17 protein-coding genes are annotated in these 18371 nt (G+C 45.0%); 4 read left to right on the top strand and 13 right to left on the bottom strand.

Annotated elements, in window-relative coordinates:
* Positions 1 to 26: 26 nt before the first annotated feature.
* The gene (gene rlmN, locus HY811_01855; GenBank protein ID MBI4833550.1) at positions 27 to 1079 is read left to right on the top strand and encodes a 23S rRNA (adenine(2503)-C(2))-methyltransferase RlmN; all 1053 of its coding nucleotides are present in this window, start codon (positions 27 to 29) and stop codon (positions 1077 to 1079) included.
* A 416-nt stretch (positions 1080 to 1495) separates the two neighbouring features.
* On the opposite strand, the gene HY811_01850 is transcribed toward rlmN, so the two are convergent.
* The 8 genes from HY811_01850 to HY811_01815 all read right to left on the bottom strand — a co-directional run bounded on the left by HY811_01850 (position 1496) and on the right by HY811_01815 (position 8980).
* Positions 1496 to 2149: an MgtC/SapB family protein gene (locus HY811_01850; GenBank protein MBI4833549.1), complete on the bottom strand. Its 654-nt coding sequence runs from the start codon at positions 2147 to 2149 to the stop codon at positions 1496 to 1498.
* Between the two features lie 103 nt (positions 2150 to 2252).
* Positions 2253 to 3014, bottom strand: coding sequence for an alpha/beta fold hydrolase (locus tag HY811_01845; GenBank protein MBI4833548.1), 762 nt, complete (start codon positions 3012 to 3014; stop codon positions 2253 to 2255).
* Complete coding sequence (locus HY811_01840; GenBank protein ID MBI4833547.1) at positions 2941 to 3405, bottom strand: hypothetical protein; 465 nt, start codon at positions 3403 to 3405, stop codon at positions 2941 to 2943. The genes HY811_01845 and HY811_01840 overlap by 74 nt, the downstream gene beginning before the upstream one ends.
* A 53-nt stretch (positions 3406 to 3458) precedes the next feature.
* The gene (locus HY811_01835) at positions 3459 to 4745 is read right to left on the bottom strand and encodes a M28 family peptidase (GenBank protein MBI4833546.1); all 1287 of its coding nucleotides are present in this window, start codon (positions 4743 to 4745) and stop codon (positions 3459 to 3461) included.
* 5 nt (positions 4746 to 4750) lie between these two features.
* Positions 4751 to 6103, bottom strand: a complete 1353-nt coding sequence (locus tag HY811_01830; protein MBI4833545.1) for a hypothetical protein — start codon at positions 6101 to 6103, stop codon at positions 4751 to 4753.
* A 10-nt stretch (positions 6104 to 6113) separates the two neighbouring features.
* Complete coding sequence (gene rplU, locus HY811_01825) at positions 6114 to 6458, bottom strand: 50S ribosomal protein L21 (protein ID MBI4833544.1); 345 nt, start codon at positions 6456 to 6458, stop codon at positions 6114 to 6116.
* 173 nt (positions 6459 to 6631) lie between these two features.
* On the bottom strand, positions 6632 to 7666 hold the full coding sequence (locus HY811_01820; protein ID MBI4833543.1) for a DegT/DnrJ/EryC1/StrS family aminotransferase: 1035 nt from the start codon (positions 7664 to 7666) through the stop codon (positions 6632 to 6634).
* 6 nt (positions 7667 to 7672) lie between these two features.
* Complete coding sequence (locus HY811_01815) at positions 7673 to 8980, bottom strand: DUF2950 family protein (protein ID MBI4833542.1); 1308 nt, start codon at positions 8978 to 8980, stop codon at positions 7673 to 7675.
* Positions 8981 to 9107: 127 nt separating this feature from the next.
* Here HY811_01815 and HY811_01810 point away from each other — a divergent pair, with 127 nt between their 5' ends.
* Positions 9108 to 10010, top strand: coding sequence for a sensor domain-containing diguanylate cyclase (locus HY811_01810; GenBank protein ID MBI4833541.1), 903 nt, complete (start codon positions 9108 to 9110; stop codon positions 10008 to 10010).
* A 54-nt stretch (positions 10011 to 10064) separates the two neighbouring features.
* On the opposite strand, the gene HY811_01805 is transcribed toward HY811_01810, so the two are convergent.
* Both HY811_01805 and HY811_01800 read right to left on the bottom strand, forming a co-directional pair.
* Positions 10065 to 10859 carry a hypothetical protein gene (locus HY811_01805; protein MBI4833540.1) on the bottom strand — a complete coding sequence of 265 codons (795 nt, stop codon included), beginning with the start codon at positions 10857 to 10859 and terminating at the stop codon, positions 10065 to 10067.
* A 666-nt stretch (positions 10860 to 11525) separates the two neighbouring features.
* Positions 11526 to 12980 carry a hypothetical protein gene (locus HY811_01800; GenBank protein MBI4833539.1) on the bottom strand — a complete coding sequence of 485 codons (1455 nt, stop codon included), beginning with the start codon at positions 12978 to 12980 and terminating at the stop codon, positions 11526 to 11528.
* Positions 12981 to 13392: 412 nt separating this feature from the next.
* Between HY811_01800 and HY811_01795 the strand changes: the two genes are divergently transcribed.
* Together HY811_01795 and HY811_01790 are read left to right on the top strand one after the other, a co-directional pair.
* Positions 13393 to 14592, top strand: coding sequence for a hypothetical protein (locus tag HY811_01795; protein ID MBI4833538.1), 1200 nt, complete (start codon positions 13393 to 13395; stop codon positions 14590 to 14592).
* A gap of 54 nt (positions 14593 to 14646) precedes the next feature.
* Complete coding sequence (locus HY811_01790) at positions 14647 to 14949, top strand: hypothetical protein (GenBank protein MBI4833537.1); 303 nt, start codon at positions 14647 to 14649, stop codon at positions 14947 to 14949.
* A gap of 10 nt (positions 14950 to 14959) precedes the next feature.
* Here the strand turns inward: HY811_01790 and HY811_01785 are convergent, their stop codons facing one another.
* From HY811_01785 to HY811_01775, 3 genes are all read right to left on the bottom strand, one after another.
* Positions 14960 to 16111 (bottom strand): hypothetical protein, encoded by a 1152-nt coding sequence (locus HY811_01785; protein MBI4833536.1) that lies wholly within the window; start codon positions 16109 to 16111, stop codon positions 14960 to 14962.
* 377 nt (positions 16112 to 16488) lie between these two features.
* A complete protein-coding gene (locus HY811_01780; GenBank protein MBI4833535.1) occupies positions 16489 to 17055 on the bottom strand; it encodes an HAD family hydrolase in 567 nt (188 codons plus the stop codon).
* The gene (locus HY811_01775; GenBank protein ID MBI4833534.1) at positions 17052 to 18290 is read right to left on the bottom strand and encodes a hypothetical protein; all 1239 of its coding nucleotides are present in this window, start codon (positions 18288 to 18290) and stop codon (positions 17052 to 17054) included. Before HY811_01775 ends, HY811_01780 begins: the two co-directional genes overlap by 4 nt.
* Positions 18291 to 18371: the final 81 nt, after the last annotated feature.

Below are 18371 nucleotides of genomic sequence, written 5' to 3'. Positions count from 1 at the left end.
TTATTAAAGATAGAAAACGAACCATTATGGAAAATAAGACTTTGGTTACGTCATTTACCCTCCATGAACTGGAGGCGGAGTGTGTTAAATCGGGTTTTCCTAAATATCGCGCTAAACAAATACTTGATTGGGTTTACCGCAAGGGCGTGACGGATTTCAAATCCATGACCAATCTCTCCGCTGAAATCCAATCCACGTTTGCCGATAGTTTTATGGTTATTTCATCTAAGGTAGAGCAGGTCTTTGCTTCCAAAGACGGGACCAGAAAACTCCTCGTAAAACTGGCAGACGGCAATTGCATCGAAACCGTGGTGCTTTCTGACGCGGGGCGCACGACGCTCTGCATCTCCACCCAGGCGGGTTGCCCGGTCAAGTGCCATTTCTGCGCCAGCGGGCAAAAGGGGCTGATTCGTTCGCTTGAGGCGAATGAGATAGTGGAACAGGTACTGTTGGCACAGCAAATGAGCATTGAGCAAGGAGCATTGAGCAATAAAATAAAGGTGAATAATATAGTAGTAATGGGAATGGGGGAGCCGTTCCTTAATTATGATAACCTTATAAAGGCGTTGACTATCCTTAACGCCGAATGGGGAATGGGGCTTGGCTTAAACCGTATCACGGTTTCGACCGTCGGCATACCGGATAAAATCATCCAATTCGCCAGGGAGAAGGTGGCGACAAACCTGGCAATATCGCTCCACGCGCCGAATGACGAACTGCGCCGAGAAATCATTCCCATGGCGGAAAAGATTAAGATAAATGAGATAATCAAAGCCGCCGGTAAATATCGCGCCCTGACCCGCAAGGATGTCACGCTTGAATACCTGATGATAGACGAATTCAATACCGGTAAAGACCATGCCGGAGAACTCGCGAAACTCGCCAAAGAATCGTGGAGTAAGATAAATCTGATAGCATATAACGAAGTTAAAGGATTGCCTTACAAATCGCCTTCATATAAAACCATCGAGGACTTCCAGAATATCCTGAAAAGCCGCGGGATAATTGCTATGCTGAGGAAAAGCAAGGGAGCCGATATCGCCGCCGCCTGCGGACAGTTGGCATTGCAGGGGAAGTAATATAGCCACTGAGACACAGAGGACACAGAGATAGTTGTTTTTATCTATGCTGTGAAGAGAATGAAAATAGTAAAAAAGAATAATATGAAGCTAATAATAAAAACGATCGAATTGATTTCTAATGATTCAGAAGGTATTTTATTCTTTTTTATCCATAGATAAGCTTTTATAAAAAGAGGTATTTCGATTAATAATAATATAGGTAAAAGAATAATGGAAATTAATTGAATTACTGATGTTATAGGTGTTAATCCCCTTGCTTTTTGTATTACCGATTCTTTACAAGGAATATTTAAGGCCACTATTATTGTAAATAAAATAGCAGTTACCAATAATAGCATACTAATAGATGTTAATTTCTTGTTAGTATTTTCCATTTATTCTCCGTGTTCTCTGTGTCCTCTGTGGTGAAAAAACTATTCTATCTCGAACTGTTCCACCCCGTCAATCGCCGACATATCCTTGGAAATCTTATCCAAATCGGCTTTTTCCGGTATGGTAACCAGGGCGTTTAGCTGGACCTTGTGTTCCACGATGAGCTTATTGAGGCCCAGATTATGGATAGTGATATCGGAATCATGCAGGACTTTTTCCACGCTCCCGATGATGCCTTTGACGTCCTTTGCCGTGACGAATACTTTTTTATAGATTCTGCCGATAATGATTCTCTTTTCCAGCTTTTCAAGGAGATACAGGGTGAAGAACGAGATAAAGGTTACGAGGGTCGCCGGCAGCCACATAGCGGCTCCGGCAGCTAGACCGATTCCTGCCACGGTCCAAAGGCAGGCCGCGGTGGTCAATCCGCGGACGGAGATGCCGAACCTCAAGATTGCGCCGGCGCCCAGGAATCCGATTCCGGTCACCACCTGCGCGGCGATTCTTGTCGGGTCAACCGTTGCGCTTGCTTTTGCCATTTCGATTGAGACAATCATTATCAGAGCCGAGCCCAGGCAAACGATGATATGGGTGCGTAAGCCCGCGGGCTGGTTATTGATTTCCCGTTCTAATCCGATTACCCCGCCTAAAACCGTTGCCACGAGCAAACGTATTACAATATCTAAATCTGTCATATTAGTTTATACTCTACATTTTCGAGCCTATAAAATCAAGAATTCTTTACAAACACTAAAACACGAATAGTCCGAATAACACCGAATAGCACGAATAAAATTCTTAATTCGTTTCATTCGTGCTATTTGTGTTTTGGTCATTACCCTCAAAGAACTCTTTTATCCTCTTTTTATATTCCGGGCTCATCAGGCTTTGGACGTGGTCCATGTTTTCAACCAGCCATAGTTTGGCTCGCTTACCCGTTGCCTCATATAATCGTAAAGATTCTGTATATGGTATCATTGAGTCTTTTGTTCCGTGTATAATCATGATAGGGCGATTAGCTAATGAGGTGATATCTCTTTCAGGCTGGCTGTCGGCAATATCAACTCCTGTCCAGACCCATCCCCAGAATCTCCCCATTTGCCAGAAGACCGAGCTAAAAGGCCCGAAGATTTTTAAGATGGTTTGCCTGGCGACATTTTCGCTCCGGGCAAACGATGAATCTAGGACAATTTTATTAAATATATTATATTTCGCAGCCGCCCTGATAACCGCAGCTCCGCCCATGGAATAGGCAAGCGCATAAACGGGGCTTTGAGGATGCCTTATTTTAATCCAGTCATAAACGGCTTTTATGTCTTCGGCTTCCTTTATGCCGAAAGTGGTGAATTGGCCTTCACTGTTGCCATGCCCCCTGAAATCGCAAATCATGACGTTATAATTAAGGCTGTTCATAAGCAAAACCGGCTCCAGAAAGTTTTCCTTATTGGCCGCCAATCCATGAGTTACTAAAACGACCGGTCTTGTTTTACCTGCGGTTGGAATATACCAGGCTGACAACTTGAGTCCATCGGAAGTGATGGCAACTTCTTCGTAATCCAATCCCAGTTCGGATGGGTTTCCTGCAAGCCATGCGCTGGGGATGCAATTGCAGAGTAGTGATAAGAAAAGAACCGGCGATAATGGTTATGATAAGTATGTGTATGGCGCTCAGGATGATACGATAAGCAATCTGCTTATTTGGAATTATTTTCTTTAATAGATATTTTACAGCATAATTAAACAAGCGAAGTATGATAATAATCAATGACAGGGCGATAAGGTCGATTATGAAATTGGCGAATGGGTAATAACCGCCTACAGAATGTGCAATAAACCAACCTCTTCCTCCGACCAGAATGATTAATGCGATAAAATAGATTCCTAGGCGGATTAGTCGTTTGCGGTTTAACCCGAACCATTCCGCATAATGCTTGAGGAATGATTTTTCCATAGAGTCAATTATTTATCAAATGGGGAATTCGTTCTATTCGTGACATTCGTGTTCTATTTTCTCTTATAAAACGGATTCGCACGTTCCACGTATTCATAGAGTGATTTCTTATCGGCTTCCGGAATCTTAAGCTCAAACGGTATTTCCACGGCGTTGGCAATACGGCTGACAAGTTCCAGACCGAATTGCCCCAGGATTTTTAATCCCTCTGGGCCCATCTGATGGATGCCGTCAAGCGGTGTATGACCGGAATATCCGCTGTGGCGGTTAAGCGCGAAGGAAGGGATGCCTTTTTCGTTAAAGGGTATGTTGTCGCTGGAATAAGCGGAATGGTGCACATTCATTGGAATGCCTTTTTCTTTGGCAAATGAGTCTATGAAATTAGCCATGGATTCAGCCCCGCAAATGACCGCGCCATTATTACCCAGGACTGTTCCGGCGACATCAAGGTTAATCAGGAGTTTAATCTCTTCGCTTTTCAGGGAGATTGGCGGCTTTGGCGCAACTAATTCTTTCTTATGTTTTTCCGCATACGCCCAGCTGCCTTTTAAGCCCATCTCCTCGCTGCCGAACCAGATGAAGATAAGGGTGCGCTTGGGTTTGTTCACGGAGAAATGGCTGGCGAAATCCGCGATGGTTACCGAACCGCCGGCATTATCAACCCCGCCAGGGGACTTATTGACGCTGTCGTAATGGGCGCAGAGGATTATCTTTTCGTTTGGGAATTCGGTTCCCGGAATAGTCGCGATGATATTTCGCGAGGTGGCTTTCATCTCTTTCTGCAGGGAAATAAGGTGCACGAGCCTGGCGCCTTTTTGGACTATTTCCAGCCCGTCTTCGTAGTTAATGAGGACAGATGGAATCCTGCCGTAAGCCTTGGTGAAAAGGTCATTCTGTTTAAGGTTTTGCAGGGCGGCAGATGGTCCGGTGATGCGGATTAACGCCCTGGCGTTATTTTGCCGCAACTCTTGGTAAATGGTTTTTGTGACGGCGTTATAAGTGATGGCGATTTTGCCTTTCGCTTTCTTTAATTCTTCCGGAGCGGAGGAGATAAAATGCGCCAATTCGGCTTTTATCCCTCCTCGCGGCGTTGAGCCGCTGTTTCCCATGACGGACACCTTATATTTCTTGCGGTATGGGGTAAGCACTTCCAATGAGGCGGAGATATCCTTGAAGGTCTGCATCTGGAAAGTTTCTTCTTTGGCGGTTAAACCGATGGATTTCAGGTATTTCTTCAATAAATCCGCCGCGGCTTTTTCCTCTTTGGTTCCGCCCAGGCGCGGGAAGGCAAGTTGCTTTAGCAGGCGATATGCATTCTGCTCGTTAAATATAATAGCCATGTTTTTTATTCCTTTCTTATTACAAATATCGGATTAGAGATGATTTTTCCTCCGAATTCATCCGTGATATCCAGCCGGTAATATATCTTTTTCCCGGCTGGGGCGTTATCGTCCCGGAAAGAGCTTTCAAACGGCAAGGGTTCGTTATATTCTTTTATAAGTTTGCCCTGACAGATAAGTTTTACGGTAATGTGTCCGGCTTTATGTGATTTTACTTTTATACGGATGATTGGTTTGCCTTGACAGGTTAATTCCCCGCCGCTTAAAGCGGCCTTTGACTCGTTTTTAGTGTCTTCAACAGCAAAGTTTTCCAGGGAGAGCGTCGAACTTTTAAGCGGCTTAAGAACGGTATACATCCTGCCTGATTTTAAGGCGTCGATAATTGCTCCATAGGATTTATCTTTGAGAAGTAGCACTGTTTGGATAGAGTCAATCTGTTTATTGCCGTAATCATCCAGTTCGCCGATTGCCCAGGCAGGTGAGTTGCGTTTGCCATCGCAATATTCTTTTAGGACAGTATCCCAAATGCCGTTGATACGGCCGACTTTTTGGTAGCCATCGGATAATACGGCAAAGCCGGTATAATCGACCGTGTTGAGAAGCGATTCCGTATAAGGTTTGGTCTCAATCGCCACGCCGCCGGTATTCCATTTTTCTTCTGCCTCAGGATGTGCCCAAAAAGTGAGGCCTCCGTTTTGCCTGACGTAATCTATCACTTCCTGGTAAGGCTTGTCGCCGATATTCCCGTGATAGGCGTCAAACGAGGAATACCCGTTTGCCAGTGTCGGGAGTTTCTCGTACGCATCCGGCTTGTTAAGCCCGATTACCAGCATGTGTTTGCCGCGGTCATGCAGTGTCAGTTCACGCGGAGCGGATATAACGGGCATCTTTGCCGTGGCGAGCGTTTTCATCTGGAATGAACCCGTCCAGTAATAAAAAGGAGTGGATTCAACGCCATCAACAAGCATGACATCGGTTGAGCTTTTAGTGAATAATTCCAGGTAATCAGCTGCTCCATAAGTAAGGACAGAACTTTTTGTTACCGTCTTTTTAGCCAGCCAGCGCAAAGGGTATATGGAATACTCATAACTCAAGTTATCGTGGTCGTTAATAATCAGGACTTGGATATTATTTTCTTTGGCTAACCGGATATAGTCTGCGAATGTCCGGGTTCCTCCGCTTACCGGTGTTTGGAGGTGAATCACGGCGTTAACCTGTTGGTAATCCTTAAATTGCTCTGCTTTAGGCTGAGAATTAGCGCTGAAAAATGGCAGAGATAGTGATATTAAAGCTACAGAACTTAATGTGATTAAAAGATTGAAGAAGTTCCGCTTGACTATGAGCGGGAATCTGGTCATTTAAATAGTGTTACGCAGTTAGTATGCCGGTAACCTTGACCGTGGTATATTTCTGGCGATGGCCTCTTTCCACTCTTGTTCCTGTGCGCCTGTGGAACCTTATGCTGGTGACCTTGGGTGTGCGCATCTCGCCTTCCACCTTTGCCTTTACGGTTACGCCGTTTACCAGCGGAGCCCCGATTTTCACATCGTTGCCGTCGGCATAAAGGAGCACATCCTTAAGCTCTATTTCATCGCCCGGCTTGGCGTTTTTAAGCTCCAGATTAAGCTTCATGCCTTCTTTTGCTTCATACTGCTTGCCGCCATCCTTGATAACCGCGAATTTTGAATTAATATCTTTAATTTCTTTTGCCATAATCAACTCCTTGAATTGATTGTTTATATTCTTGAAAGTTTTATATAATATATAAATTAAGCCGTAAGTCAAGTAAAATCACCATGCGGAAGTTTTGCCACCGAGGCGCAGAGCGCACGGAGTAAATGGCTGATAAAAGTATTTCTGTCTCTGTGAACTCTGAGTCTCCGTGGCTAAATTGATTTTGCGATATAAGCGGCGGATTGGTTGTTTAGGGACGGATAAATCGGGATGGAAACAGCGGTTTTGTGAATATGTTCAGTTACTGGGAATTGCTTGGGTGATAGCCTCAGATAGCGGTGGAGAGGCTTAAAAACAGGGCGTTTAGTTTCTATGCCTTTTTTACGTAGGCGGCTGAAGAGAGCAGTTTGGTTCTTGATGCCTATGATATACCTAAACCAGGATGGATTGCTATTCCGGCGCACCGCTTGGCGGTAAATTATATCGGGATGCCCGGACAAAGCGTTATCATAGAGGCGGGCTAATTCCCTTCTCTTTTTAATGAAGCTATCCAGTTGGGCTAACTGGCTTAAGCCCAGCCCGGCTTGCCAATCGCCCATCTGGTAATTATAACGTGTGATGTAGTCGTTGCGGTTATCGAACTCACGCAGGTTTTTTATCCTTTCCGCCAGTTTTTTGTTGTTAGTCATAACCATTCCTCCGTAACCGGTTGCCAGCATCTTTGTGGCATAGAAAGAGAAAATGGAAAGCGTCCCAAAAGAGCCGAGTTTTTTGCCGTCATAGTCGGCGCCGATGCCATGGGCGCAGTCTTCGATAACCGGAATGCCTGTTTGCAGGAATTTATGGATATTGGCGGCAAAGCCGAATATATGCGGCACGATAATCGCCTTGGTGCGCCTGGTTATTCTCCGCTTGGTAGATTCAATGCAGATATTGAAATCAGAAGAAGCGATATCAACTGGGACGGGTTTGGCATGGCAATAAATTACGGCATTAAGGACCGCGGTGCAGACATAAGAGGGGAAGATAACTTCATCGCCGTCTTTTATTCCCAAAGAAAGCAGCGCCAGGTGTAAAGCGCTCGTTCCTGAATTAACCGCGCAGGCGTATTTCACTCCGATATATCGAGCCATGGCTTTTTCGAATTCAGCCGTAACTTTGCCCTGGCTCAAGTATCCGCTTTTCAGCGCTCGCCCGGAGGCTTTGATATCACGCAATGTTATCGTTGGTTGCGAATGATGAATCATATTATGTTAGTTTCCGCTTGGTTTCCATCCTTTTGTAGTTGGGTCTGCCGTGGGCCAGCAATCTATCCCTCCCGGGATTCCTTTTTTATCGAACGCCGCTATGTTTTTCAGTATCAGGTTAACGCGCATCTTTACCTCGGGGTCTTTTGCATCCTTTTCTTTCTCTAATAATTCCCTGGCGGTTTTTCCCATTTTAGTCAGGGTTTCCTGGGCTTTCTCACGCACTTCCCAGTCATCAGCGCCCAACTGTTTGATAAGCGCGCTAAGGGCTTTTTCCTGTTCAGGGGTGGTTTTTACTTTCCTGTTAACCCTGGTTTCGGTGATGGGGCCGAGATCTTTATAATAAATTATGCCTTGTTCATTAAGAATAAAAGTACGAATACCGGAAACGCCATATTCCGCAGGGAAAGCGCAGAAGCCAAAGCGATAATCATTGGCGCAAGCCACATTGGTTCCCGCATAGAAATTTTGGTTATAAGGCTTGCCCGGTTCGTATTCTTTCAAGGCTTTGATCCAATAGCCTGCCTTTGGTCCGCAAGTGCTTTTGATTACGTTCCAATCCTGTGTAATACCGTTTGCAATTGAATCATCCGGATGGCAATTGACGTCTGCTTTTGCCAGGTCAAGGGTGATATAAGCAGACGGGGTTCCTCCTTTTAGCATGCGGTATAATGTTGAGACATCATAGGTCCAGTAATCCGTCTTGCCGGTGCCGGACATGGAGGTTTGTCTCCATGTTGCTTCCCCAGCATGAATGGCTTTTAAGCTGCCGATAGCGACTGTTTCATTAGCTTCCATTCTGTCTGACCTTTTAGGCGCTTTCGTATCGGCGATAGCCGCTACCTTCCATGTTTCATTCTCCTTTATAAGGCTTGCTTTTTGGTGCCGGCATCCTTCTTTTTCACTTACCACGAAATAGAGGGATATGTTCTGGTCGTTATCGCCTTTTTCTGTCTTTATGATTACGCAGGGAGACAGAGTTCTATCTTTATAGGCTTCTATCTTTTCCTCAACAGAAACTTCCTTAAAGAGTTTTATGTTATTGGATTTTATAGAACAGCGGAATTTGAATAATGCCCCCTCAGGCTTATTATCAAATTTTGGTTCAGACCAGGAAAATTCGGCAGAGCAATACTGGCATTTGGTTGTTCCGATCTCTACGGTCAGGGTGCATTCAGGGCAGTAAGGCTCCGCATCCTGTATGCTCCATTGGACAGATGGTTTTTCAGGTTGGTTTTGTTTGTCTTCTGCGCGTGTCACCAATCCGCTGACCAATAAAATGAGCCCCAAAATGACAGCCAGATGCTTTCTCATAAAAACCCTCCATTTTGAGATAAGGTATTATTAGATAAAAAGGGCGTATCGTCAAATAAATATAGAAAGTTACGTAATTCGCTTTAGCTTGACTTGGCGATTGTTTTTGATTAAATTAGCTTCCTCTATGGAACGAGCAGAGTTTTATAAGAACCTTTTGGATAACCTTTCCGAAGGCGTTTATTTCGTGGATAACGACCGTAAAATAACCTACTGGAACAAAGGCGCCCAAAAGATTACCGGTTATTCGGAAGAGGAAGTTATCGGTAAGCAGTGTTCGGATAACATCCTGATGCACGTTGATGGAAAAGGGCAAAGCCTGTGTGTGGGTTTATGTCCGCTGGCTGAATGCATGGCTTGTAAGCGCGCCTGCTCCAATGAGGTGTATCTACACCACAAAAAAGGATATCGGATTCCAGTTTCAGTGCGTGTTTCGCCTATTAATGATGAAAAAGGGAAAATTATCGGCGCGGTCGAACTCTTCAGCGATAATACTGATAGGATGATTGCCTTGAAAAGGGCCCAGGAGCTTCAGCAGATTGCCTTCTTGGATGAGCTTACCGGAATCGGCAACCGGCGCTATACGGAAATAAATATCCGCGCCAAACTGGATGAACTTAAGCGGTATAAATGGGGCTTCGGGGTGATTTTTTCCGATATCGACCACTTCAAAAAAGTGAACGATACTTACGGGCACGATACGGGAGACGAGATTCTAAAAATGGTTGCCAAGACCATGTCAAGCGCTTTGCGGTCGTTTGATTTCCTCGGGAGGTGGGGCGGAGAAGAATTTGTGGCAATAGCGGTGAATGTGGATAAAAACGAGTTATATGGAATTGCGGAAAAACTGAGGCATTTGGTTGAGAAATCAGGGCTCAAGCTTCAAAAGGAAAACCTGACGGTAACGATTTCATCCGGGGCGACGCTTGCGCATCCCGATGACACAATAAGCTCTCTTATAAAGCGGGCGGATAAGCTTATGTACCAAAGCAAATCTAACGGGCGGAATCAGGTAACGATGGATAAATAAAAAAGGCGTCCCCCGACCGAAGGCATCGGGGGACAATCCTTTTCCGGCTTGGGTTTACACTTGGGAGACTTTGATTTCCAGGTATAGATCATTATTCTGCATAATGTAATCTACCTTGGAAGCACCGCCCGTGGTGAAAGATTCTAAACCGAGCGCGGGGTCCACAAATCCCTGAACAATCGAATTGGTCAGGGCGTTTTGCTGGGCGATTACCATCGGGTCAAAATTTGACCGGACAATCGCCGCGCCTGCCTGGATTAACCGGCCGGCCAACGCCGCCTTAAAGGCCGAGCGTTTTTCCAGCATAGTCATCAAGAAAGGTCCGCCTTCCAGAATCTTGTCACCTGAGCGCATGAAGTCTTCCGTGGTGGGATCCGCGGTCAACCAGAGAACGGTTATCGGCGCCGGTCCTAATTCTTCCACCTTAACTCCGGTGAAAGGCAGGAGCCGTGCGGCTGTTCCTTCCGAGAAATCCGTCTGGGCGAGATCCACCAGTTCCTTGAACCTCTTGGCCGGAACACCGTCCACCGTGGCAAAGACGTAATCCAAACGTTCGTTGTATTTCCTGAATGAACGCCTGAGATTAGCGCCCTGCTTGATAACGATATCGCCGGCTTTTAACCCCGCCCGGCTGATGAACGAAGGGTTCATCGTCGGCGCGTAGAAGAGATTGGAAATCTTGGCTACTCTTGCCTGGAACTTTTCCTCATTGGGAATCCGGGCCTTGCGTTTCTCGTTGATTCGCTCCGCGTTTGCCTTTAAGCCATCCGCCCATTGCTGGACGACTCTCAAAGGCGCCGTGACGCGGAAATCCACCGCCAGAATCACATGGCTTCTTACTATACTCATCTTAGTCACCTCCTTTCGTTAAGCGCGGGATTTATCCCTTGCGTTAGCCTGGCGGTTGCCGTCCCGTGCTTACCTGGCCGGGGTAAGTCTGGAACTCCTAAGCGCCCGCCTATCCCGCATGGGTTTTTCACCCGCGCCTTCCACCCTATAATGGTAACGGTTACAATTGAAAAGCATGATTTTCCGGAAATCTTGGCGGCTGTGTTTATAACGCCTATTAATTCAAGACGTTAGGGCAGAAAATATTTTGCTGATTTTTCACGGGATTTTGGTTTTTCCAAACGAGCCGTTACAATTGGGCTTTGAGCGGTTACAATTGGCGCTATCCTTAATTCACTTTTTAGAGGGGGGATACCCCCGCGGGCGCTACCCCTGAATATTGTGGGCATGGCTCTGTGCCGGTTAAAGCATAGCCCCCAAATGGCCGGGACGCCGCCCCAAACGGATAAAAATACCGGCGCGTATTGATGAAAGTATGGATTTAAGCGGATGAGAATATTACCCTTAATGGATTAAATCGGGGCATATTAGTAATCAGGGTGTGGGGCTATGGCAACCGGAATATGGGTTTGAAAGGATTAAAATACAGCTCCAATAAGATGAAGATACGGATTTGAACAGGCGGCGATATGGGTTTGGCGGGATTAAATCAGGGAGTATCAGGATTTATCCCGCCGGGTCATCTGGTTCCGGATAACCAGGAGGCCTTTTCTCAAAGGTGTTTCCTGCCGGTCCATCCGCCCGGCTTGACTGATCTTCCGGGTCAAATTTAAGCGGCATGAAACGCGGTTCTTCCGCGTCGCCTGCCTGTGCGCAAGAAGGCAGTATCCTGAATTTCGCGGTATATGAATAGGTTGCTTTATAATGGAAAAAGGGGCTGGATGGGATATTCATGATGGATTTAAGTTTCAAGGCTAAACGGGAAATTGCCATTTTCAAGCCGCGCCGCGCGGCAGGCGAATCCCAGGTAATTCTGCCGTTGCTGTGCGCCAAATCCCACAGGAGCTTCCAGGACGAATCCGGCAGTCCATTACGCTGGTTCTTAAAGCCCAGCTCCGCGTAATTATACTGCTTGGAAACCGGACCGATGGTAATCTTGACGCAATGGGTATTGATAAAATCTATAATAACATCAGCCCATTTTGCCCCGGACGGCGCGGGGAATTTTATTGATGCGTCTGTTTTTCCGGGCAGTCCGGGTAAATTCTTGACTATATCGCCTAACTTCGTTTCGTATTCCCAGAGGAAATTCTTGAATGCCTCAATGGAATGTTCCACGGCGGGTTTGAGGACTTCGGATTGGGCGAAAGCCTCGCCGAAGCTGTTGAACGGTTCCAGGATTTTCAGGAGTTGTTTTTGCCGCTCGGCGCTGATGGCGCTTAATTTCTCCGGCGCCTCGGCATGAACGAGCTCCATGGCAAACCGGCTTACTTGGGGGATAATTTCCGCGGCGCGCTCAAAACCGATTTCTATCAGGGACAGTTGCTCCTGCGCCAGCGCCCATTGGACTAAACGGGCGGGCGAGGCGGTTCCCGGTTTTGCCGGTTGACCGGTGCGGATGATTCCCTCCAGAACCGCCGACGGTAGTTTGCCCAGGAGATATAACAGCACAAAGCAGATATTCAACTGCGCCGTCAGGATAATATAAAATGTGTCGGAAACGTTTTCCAGTCCCATCTCATCCTGGAGCTCGCCCAAAGGCCCCATGAAATTATTCAGCTCTTCGGAAAGCTGGGTGAAATCCTTGGACTGCGCCAGGACATCTTCCAGCCTGTCCTGCAGAGGAACCAGCTTCAGGAATATTTGGGCGGGGAAAAGGAAATCTTCGCGGAAGGGCTGGGGTAATTCCAGGGTGATTTCCACGGCATGGGAAAACCCGCTCTCGGCGGAATCAAGGCGTCCTGCCCGGTAATCGGCAAAGGCGTTTGTCCACTCCTTAAAGAACCGGAAAAAGAGATGGACGGTCTCATCTTTTTTGCTTGCCGGGCAGAAGGTTTCGTAATCGCACAAAGCGGAGTTGAATAACTTGGCGGCGGCCTGGTAATTCTCGGCGAAGAGTTCCTTTAAGCCTTCGAGGAAGAACTGGTAGCCGTAATCAGGCTTGGGCTTTTTCGCGGGCATTTATCTTTCTCCTGTTTATTAGCGTCATTGCGAGTCCCGCTTTGCCCCCTTCGGGGACTCCCTATTAATTGGGGTCCCGTGGAACGGGGCGGGACGAAGCCCCATTCTGCCGAAGGTCCCGATTATCGGGTGTCCCCGAAACAAAGTGGAGCGGGGCAATCTCTCCCACTTAAAGTATACCCGCATATTAAGCGAATGTCAAGTCCATTAAATAAAATATCCTATAAAATATTGTTTTTCTTGACGCCCCCCCCTAGTGCTATTATATACTGTAAGAAGATAAAATTATCCTGAATAAGTTGAACCCGTACGCACCGGTTGATTTCGCATCATTGAGTGGCTTCAGTTTTTACGCCCGGATTGTTTTCTGCTTTGAATCCCGATTTCGCATCGGGGGAAAGGAAGAAAAAATATGGCTATAGTAAAAGACCCAGCGGCTGATTCTCTAAATGAGGAAATTGAATCTAAAACGATAAATCCAGCAAATCTATTAAGAAATGGTTCTTTTGAATCGTGGAGTGCCGGAACATCTTCCGCTCCAGATAGTTGGACGCTTGAAAGTATTGGCGCAAGTGTTTCACGCGGTGGTGTCCATACTTTTGATTCTTATTGTTCCGCTCTTAATGTGCCAATTGGGGCTACTGAGCATAATTATTTACACCAAGAGATTACATCTTTTAAACCATATGTTGGAAAGTTTTCACTAAGTTGTTGGGCTAAATGCGATACCGCTAATAAAGTTAGAATAGCTTTGACTGGTGGTTTTATTGCCTACTCAAACTATCATTCAGGTAGCGGTAATTGGGAATTATTAACAGTAACAGCAGACGCGTCTGACATAGATTCTGGCGAGAACATTCATGTTCAATTGCATTGTGATAGAGGTGCTACGACTGTATATGCTTATTTTGATGGCGCCTGTTTAGTTATGGGAGAAGCGCCTTTCATATTTGCGCCTAACCCGCTTGATATCGGCGGCGAGATTTACGGCGATTTAACGTTTAAGAATAGCAAAACGGTTAAAGGCCTTCCTGCGGTAACTGATAATGGCGATGCGATTGGAAAAGGTCAATCAGCCGGCGGGGATTTGAGCGGAAGTTATCCAAATCCAACCGTGGCGAAAATACAGAATAGAGCAGTTGATTCAGTTGCTCCAACGGATAAATATCCTTTAATCTGGGACAACACTAATTCTAAATGGAAACCAGGGCAATTAGATTTGTCATCCGGGGCAGGTGTTGTTACCGGCGAATTGCCCATTGCCAATATGACTGACCGGATAACTTGGCTGGAACCGGGCGTTTTAAAATTAAATACAAGCGGAGGGTCAGTAGATTGGGCTGATTTAGATTTTTCGGCACAGGCTCCAGGCGCAAAATATCTTTTGTTAAATCTCGGTGCTGAAAAAGGTAATGGAACTTACGAGTATTTGGAGGTAAGAAAAAACGGGAGCAGCGAAACATGGGGCAATGTAGTTGCGGCATCGGGTGGCAGTTGGTACTATAACGCTTGTATTTGTGCATGTGATGCTAATCAGATAATTGAGTATAAAGTAGTAACTAACGCTGGCAGTTGTTCCAGAGAAATTTGGATATATGGATATATAAAGTAAAAACCAATTAGGCGGTTCGTTGCAGAAAAATATTATAGACGGAAGGATATAAAAATGAAAGTAACAACAAGGATTATGGGTCAAACCAGTTTAGGAAGGAGCCCTTTGAAGAATGTTAAATGCCTTTCCAGTCTCAAGGAAGGCAAGGATTACAAGATGGACTTGGGAAACGGGATTATTATCCCGTTAAAGGATTTGGGCGATAAATCATACGAATTCGAGTTTGATTGGATAGAACAAAAACGCAAAACGCCTGAAGAAGAATTAGCAGAATGGAAAACCAAATGGCAATCAGCAAAGACCGTAGAGAAAAAACTTGATGTAATTGCAGAAAAATTTGGATGGGCACAACCGTAATTTTGATGTTCTATTGATTAATTGTAGAAATAACCCAGGAACCGGAGGCATTAGTAGCGTATTTGGGGCTATTATTGGTGAGACCAAAGTAACTAATATGCACCTTATTGTTAGTATCCACCATAATAGAATTGCACATACCGACTTGGGAATCAATTGTATCAATTTGCCAACTGCCTGAAACATTGCTAGCATATTTAAGGTTGGTCGAAAGGCTCTGAAAGTGAGTATCCGATCCTTCCCAATAACTAATATGCACTTTATTATTAGAGTCTAAAGCGATAGAATTCCAGCGGCCCACATCTCCCGTGCCGTCGACCGTGGACGACACCCAATCTCCCGACACATTAGTTGTATATCTAATATCACTATAAGGTAAGTTTACGAAATAACAAATATGTGCTTTATTATTTGTATCTATCCCGATAGAAGCCATATTATTCCCCTCAGAAGTCTGCGCTGGTCCGCTATTAATCACAGAACTAACCCAACTACCCGATAAGTTAGTAGCATACCGAAGGTCGTTTCCTTTCCAATAACTAATATAGATATTATTATTAGAATCCAATGCAATAGATGCTGCTCCATCAGGGTCTATTATGCCACCGTCTAATGTTGTGACAGTCCAAGCACCGGTAATGTTCGTCGCATATCTGAGTTCACAAGCACTATTCGCTACATAGCAGATATGAACTTTGTTATTTGTATCAAGTGCGAGAGAAGTTTTGGTTCCTCTTAAACCCTCGGCGGGAGTATCAATTATATAAGTACTCCATGTGCCCGTAATATTCGTGGCATATTTAAGACTTTTAATATCGGAATGCTGATAACTAATATGCACTTTATTATTATTATCAATGGCAAGAGAGCTCAATCCACCAGCGGCACCAATCGTATCAATTGTTGTGATATTCCATGTGCCTGTGATATTTGTTGCGTATTTGAGCAATCTGTGTGTAGTATCATCAAAACTAATATGTATTTTATTAGTTGTATCTACAACAATGGAATTAAAAATTTTAACATCATTACTTTCACTACTGCCTGTTATAATCTCATCGTCATTATCTGAATTAAACCACGAACATCCCTTCGCTCCGATTACCAGCCAAGCAGAGGCGAGGACTAGAAATACAGCAATTACTTTTATATGGTTTCTCATATTCCACCCCTCCATAATAGTATAAACGATAAATTACCGTTTGTCAACTACTTTCTTAAAAGTAACTGAAAAACTTATAAACTAATAAACTTAAAACCAAACTGTTTTCCGTTCTTCTGTTTCTTAGTCCTTTCGTTATTCCATTAAGGAATATATAGCAAATATCGTGCCAGGTTCATTAGTTTTTAGATAATAGTTGTTAGTTGTTAGCTAATCGATTGAATTACTTAGAGTTGGAGATACGATATAAGAAAGGATTGAGAGGGCTAAAACCAGTCAAAATCGTATAAATATCGTATGGTTATACATACGCCGTATGCATTTTCATACATACGCTTGGTTAGGATGGCAGGCATAGCCGTATTCGACGTAAGAAATCAGGCTTTGCCTAATATCCATTTCGCAGCGGATAATAGATTTGGCGCGATATAATCAGCCGGTTTTCGTGTGTTTGAGCCCATTTCCTTAAATGATTTCCTGCCATTTCCGGTGAGGACAAGTATCGTTTTTGCCCCGACCTTTTTACCAGCCCGAAGGTCTTTTAAGGCATCGCCGATGACAAACGACTTCCTGAAATCTATCCCGAAATCGCGCTTTGCCTGCCGGAGCATTCCGGTTGCCGGCTTGCGGCAGGAACAGGTTTTCCGGTATTTTAGGATTTGCGCCTCCGGATGGTGTGGGCAGTAATATATCCGGCTTAATTTGACGCCTTTGGCCCTGAATAGCTTAATAATCTTTTGGTTTATCTTTTTGAGCAAACTCTCTGTAATTATCCCGCGAGCCACGCACGCCTGGTTAGTAAAAACAACCAGCTTATAGCCGGCATCCTGAAGTTTCTTTAACGCTTTGGGGGCGTCGCGGTAAATCCTGATTCTTTTAAGAGAGATGATATAATTTTGCCCGGTGTTAATCGTTCCGTCGCGATCAAGGATGATTGCTTTCATTCTATTTCCAGTGTTTCCTTCAGCTCTTTTATGGTTTTCTTAAGCTTAGCGCTTAGCTGATTAACCATTTTATCTTCAACTGATTCTTCTACGGCCTTAGAGCAGGTTTCAATATACTTAACGAAATCCTGGGTAAACGGCGCAAGGTAAGTAGCATATATGTACTCCGAAGTTGCGTTGGACAGCTTGAATATTTCTTTCTGGATGGCGTCTTTATATTCGGCGGATAATTTCGCCCACTTTTCTTTATCCGCTTCGCTAAATAGCACCTCAATCAAGCCGAGATTCTTTTCCGTTTCCTCTACGGCTGATTTGACCAGCGGCTTATCCGGGATGGAGCCGAAACCCAGCCTTTGCAGTTCATAATCAAATGTCATGTCAAAGCTGTCAGTAAAGGGGACAAACCCGGCAGATACTTTTTGCATATCCGCGGTTGATAAAGCAAGTTTTTCGTAATCCGCGGCGAGTTTTATAAGCTCTGCGCACATGGCATCTATGGAGTGCTTGCCCACGGTTTCCAGCCGGTAAACCCAGCCTTCCAGTCGTGATTCATTGGCCTTTTTTATTTCATCTGTTTTTACCTTCAAATCGCTTTGCCATTTTTCCCAGTCTGCCTGATCAAATTTACCCTCCTTGGCGTATGAAGCTGTTTTGGCACGCAGGGAATCGTATAATTTCTTTATTTCTTCAAGCTCGATATAAATTTCTTTGCGGATATTCTTTTTCTGTCCTTCAAGCTCATCGGGGTTACCGTAGGCGAAAGAAATCTCCTTTTCAATAGGTTTTATATCAGCCGGAAGCTTTTGTTTTACTCCGGCAGGCTGGCTATTCGGGTTAAAAATTATTTTTACCCGGTAATCGCCTACATAAGGCCTCCTTTTGTAATTACCAGCTTTTAGAACGCATGCGCCGTTATTCAGCGAGGTGGTTTCGGTGATTAATTCAGCCGGCTCGGTTTCGTATTCGGGTTGGTCATGCTTGCGCAGGCTTGAAGGAATAAGATATTTCTTGATGTAACAGACGCTTATTTCGAGCACTGAATTTTCCGGCAGGCTGGATTTGATGTTGACGGTTATATTATAAGCGCCTTCGGATTCGTCGATCGATGCACGGGCATCCAGTTCGTAATCATCGGAAAAGGCCGAAAACGAAAGAGAAAATAGGAAGGCCGTCAGCCAATAAACAATTCTCCCCGATTGGGTCGGGACTCCACTGCTGTTCCGTAATTTTATCATTATACAAGTATCATACATTAAACAGCACTCTATGTAAATATTTTATGATACAGGAGTTATTTGTAATTTTCTCTTGACCCT

This window comes from Planctomycetota bacterium, assembly GCA_016207825.1.
GTDB lineage: Bacteria > Planctomycetota > MHYJ01 > JACQXL01 > JACQZI01 > JACQZI01.
Note: the sequence above shows the minus strand (reverse complement) of the source record. Positions and strands in the feature narration are given on the sequence as shown.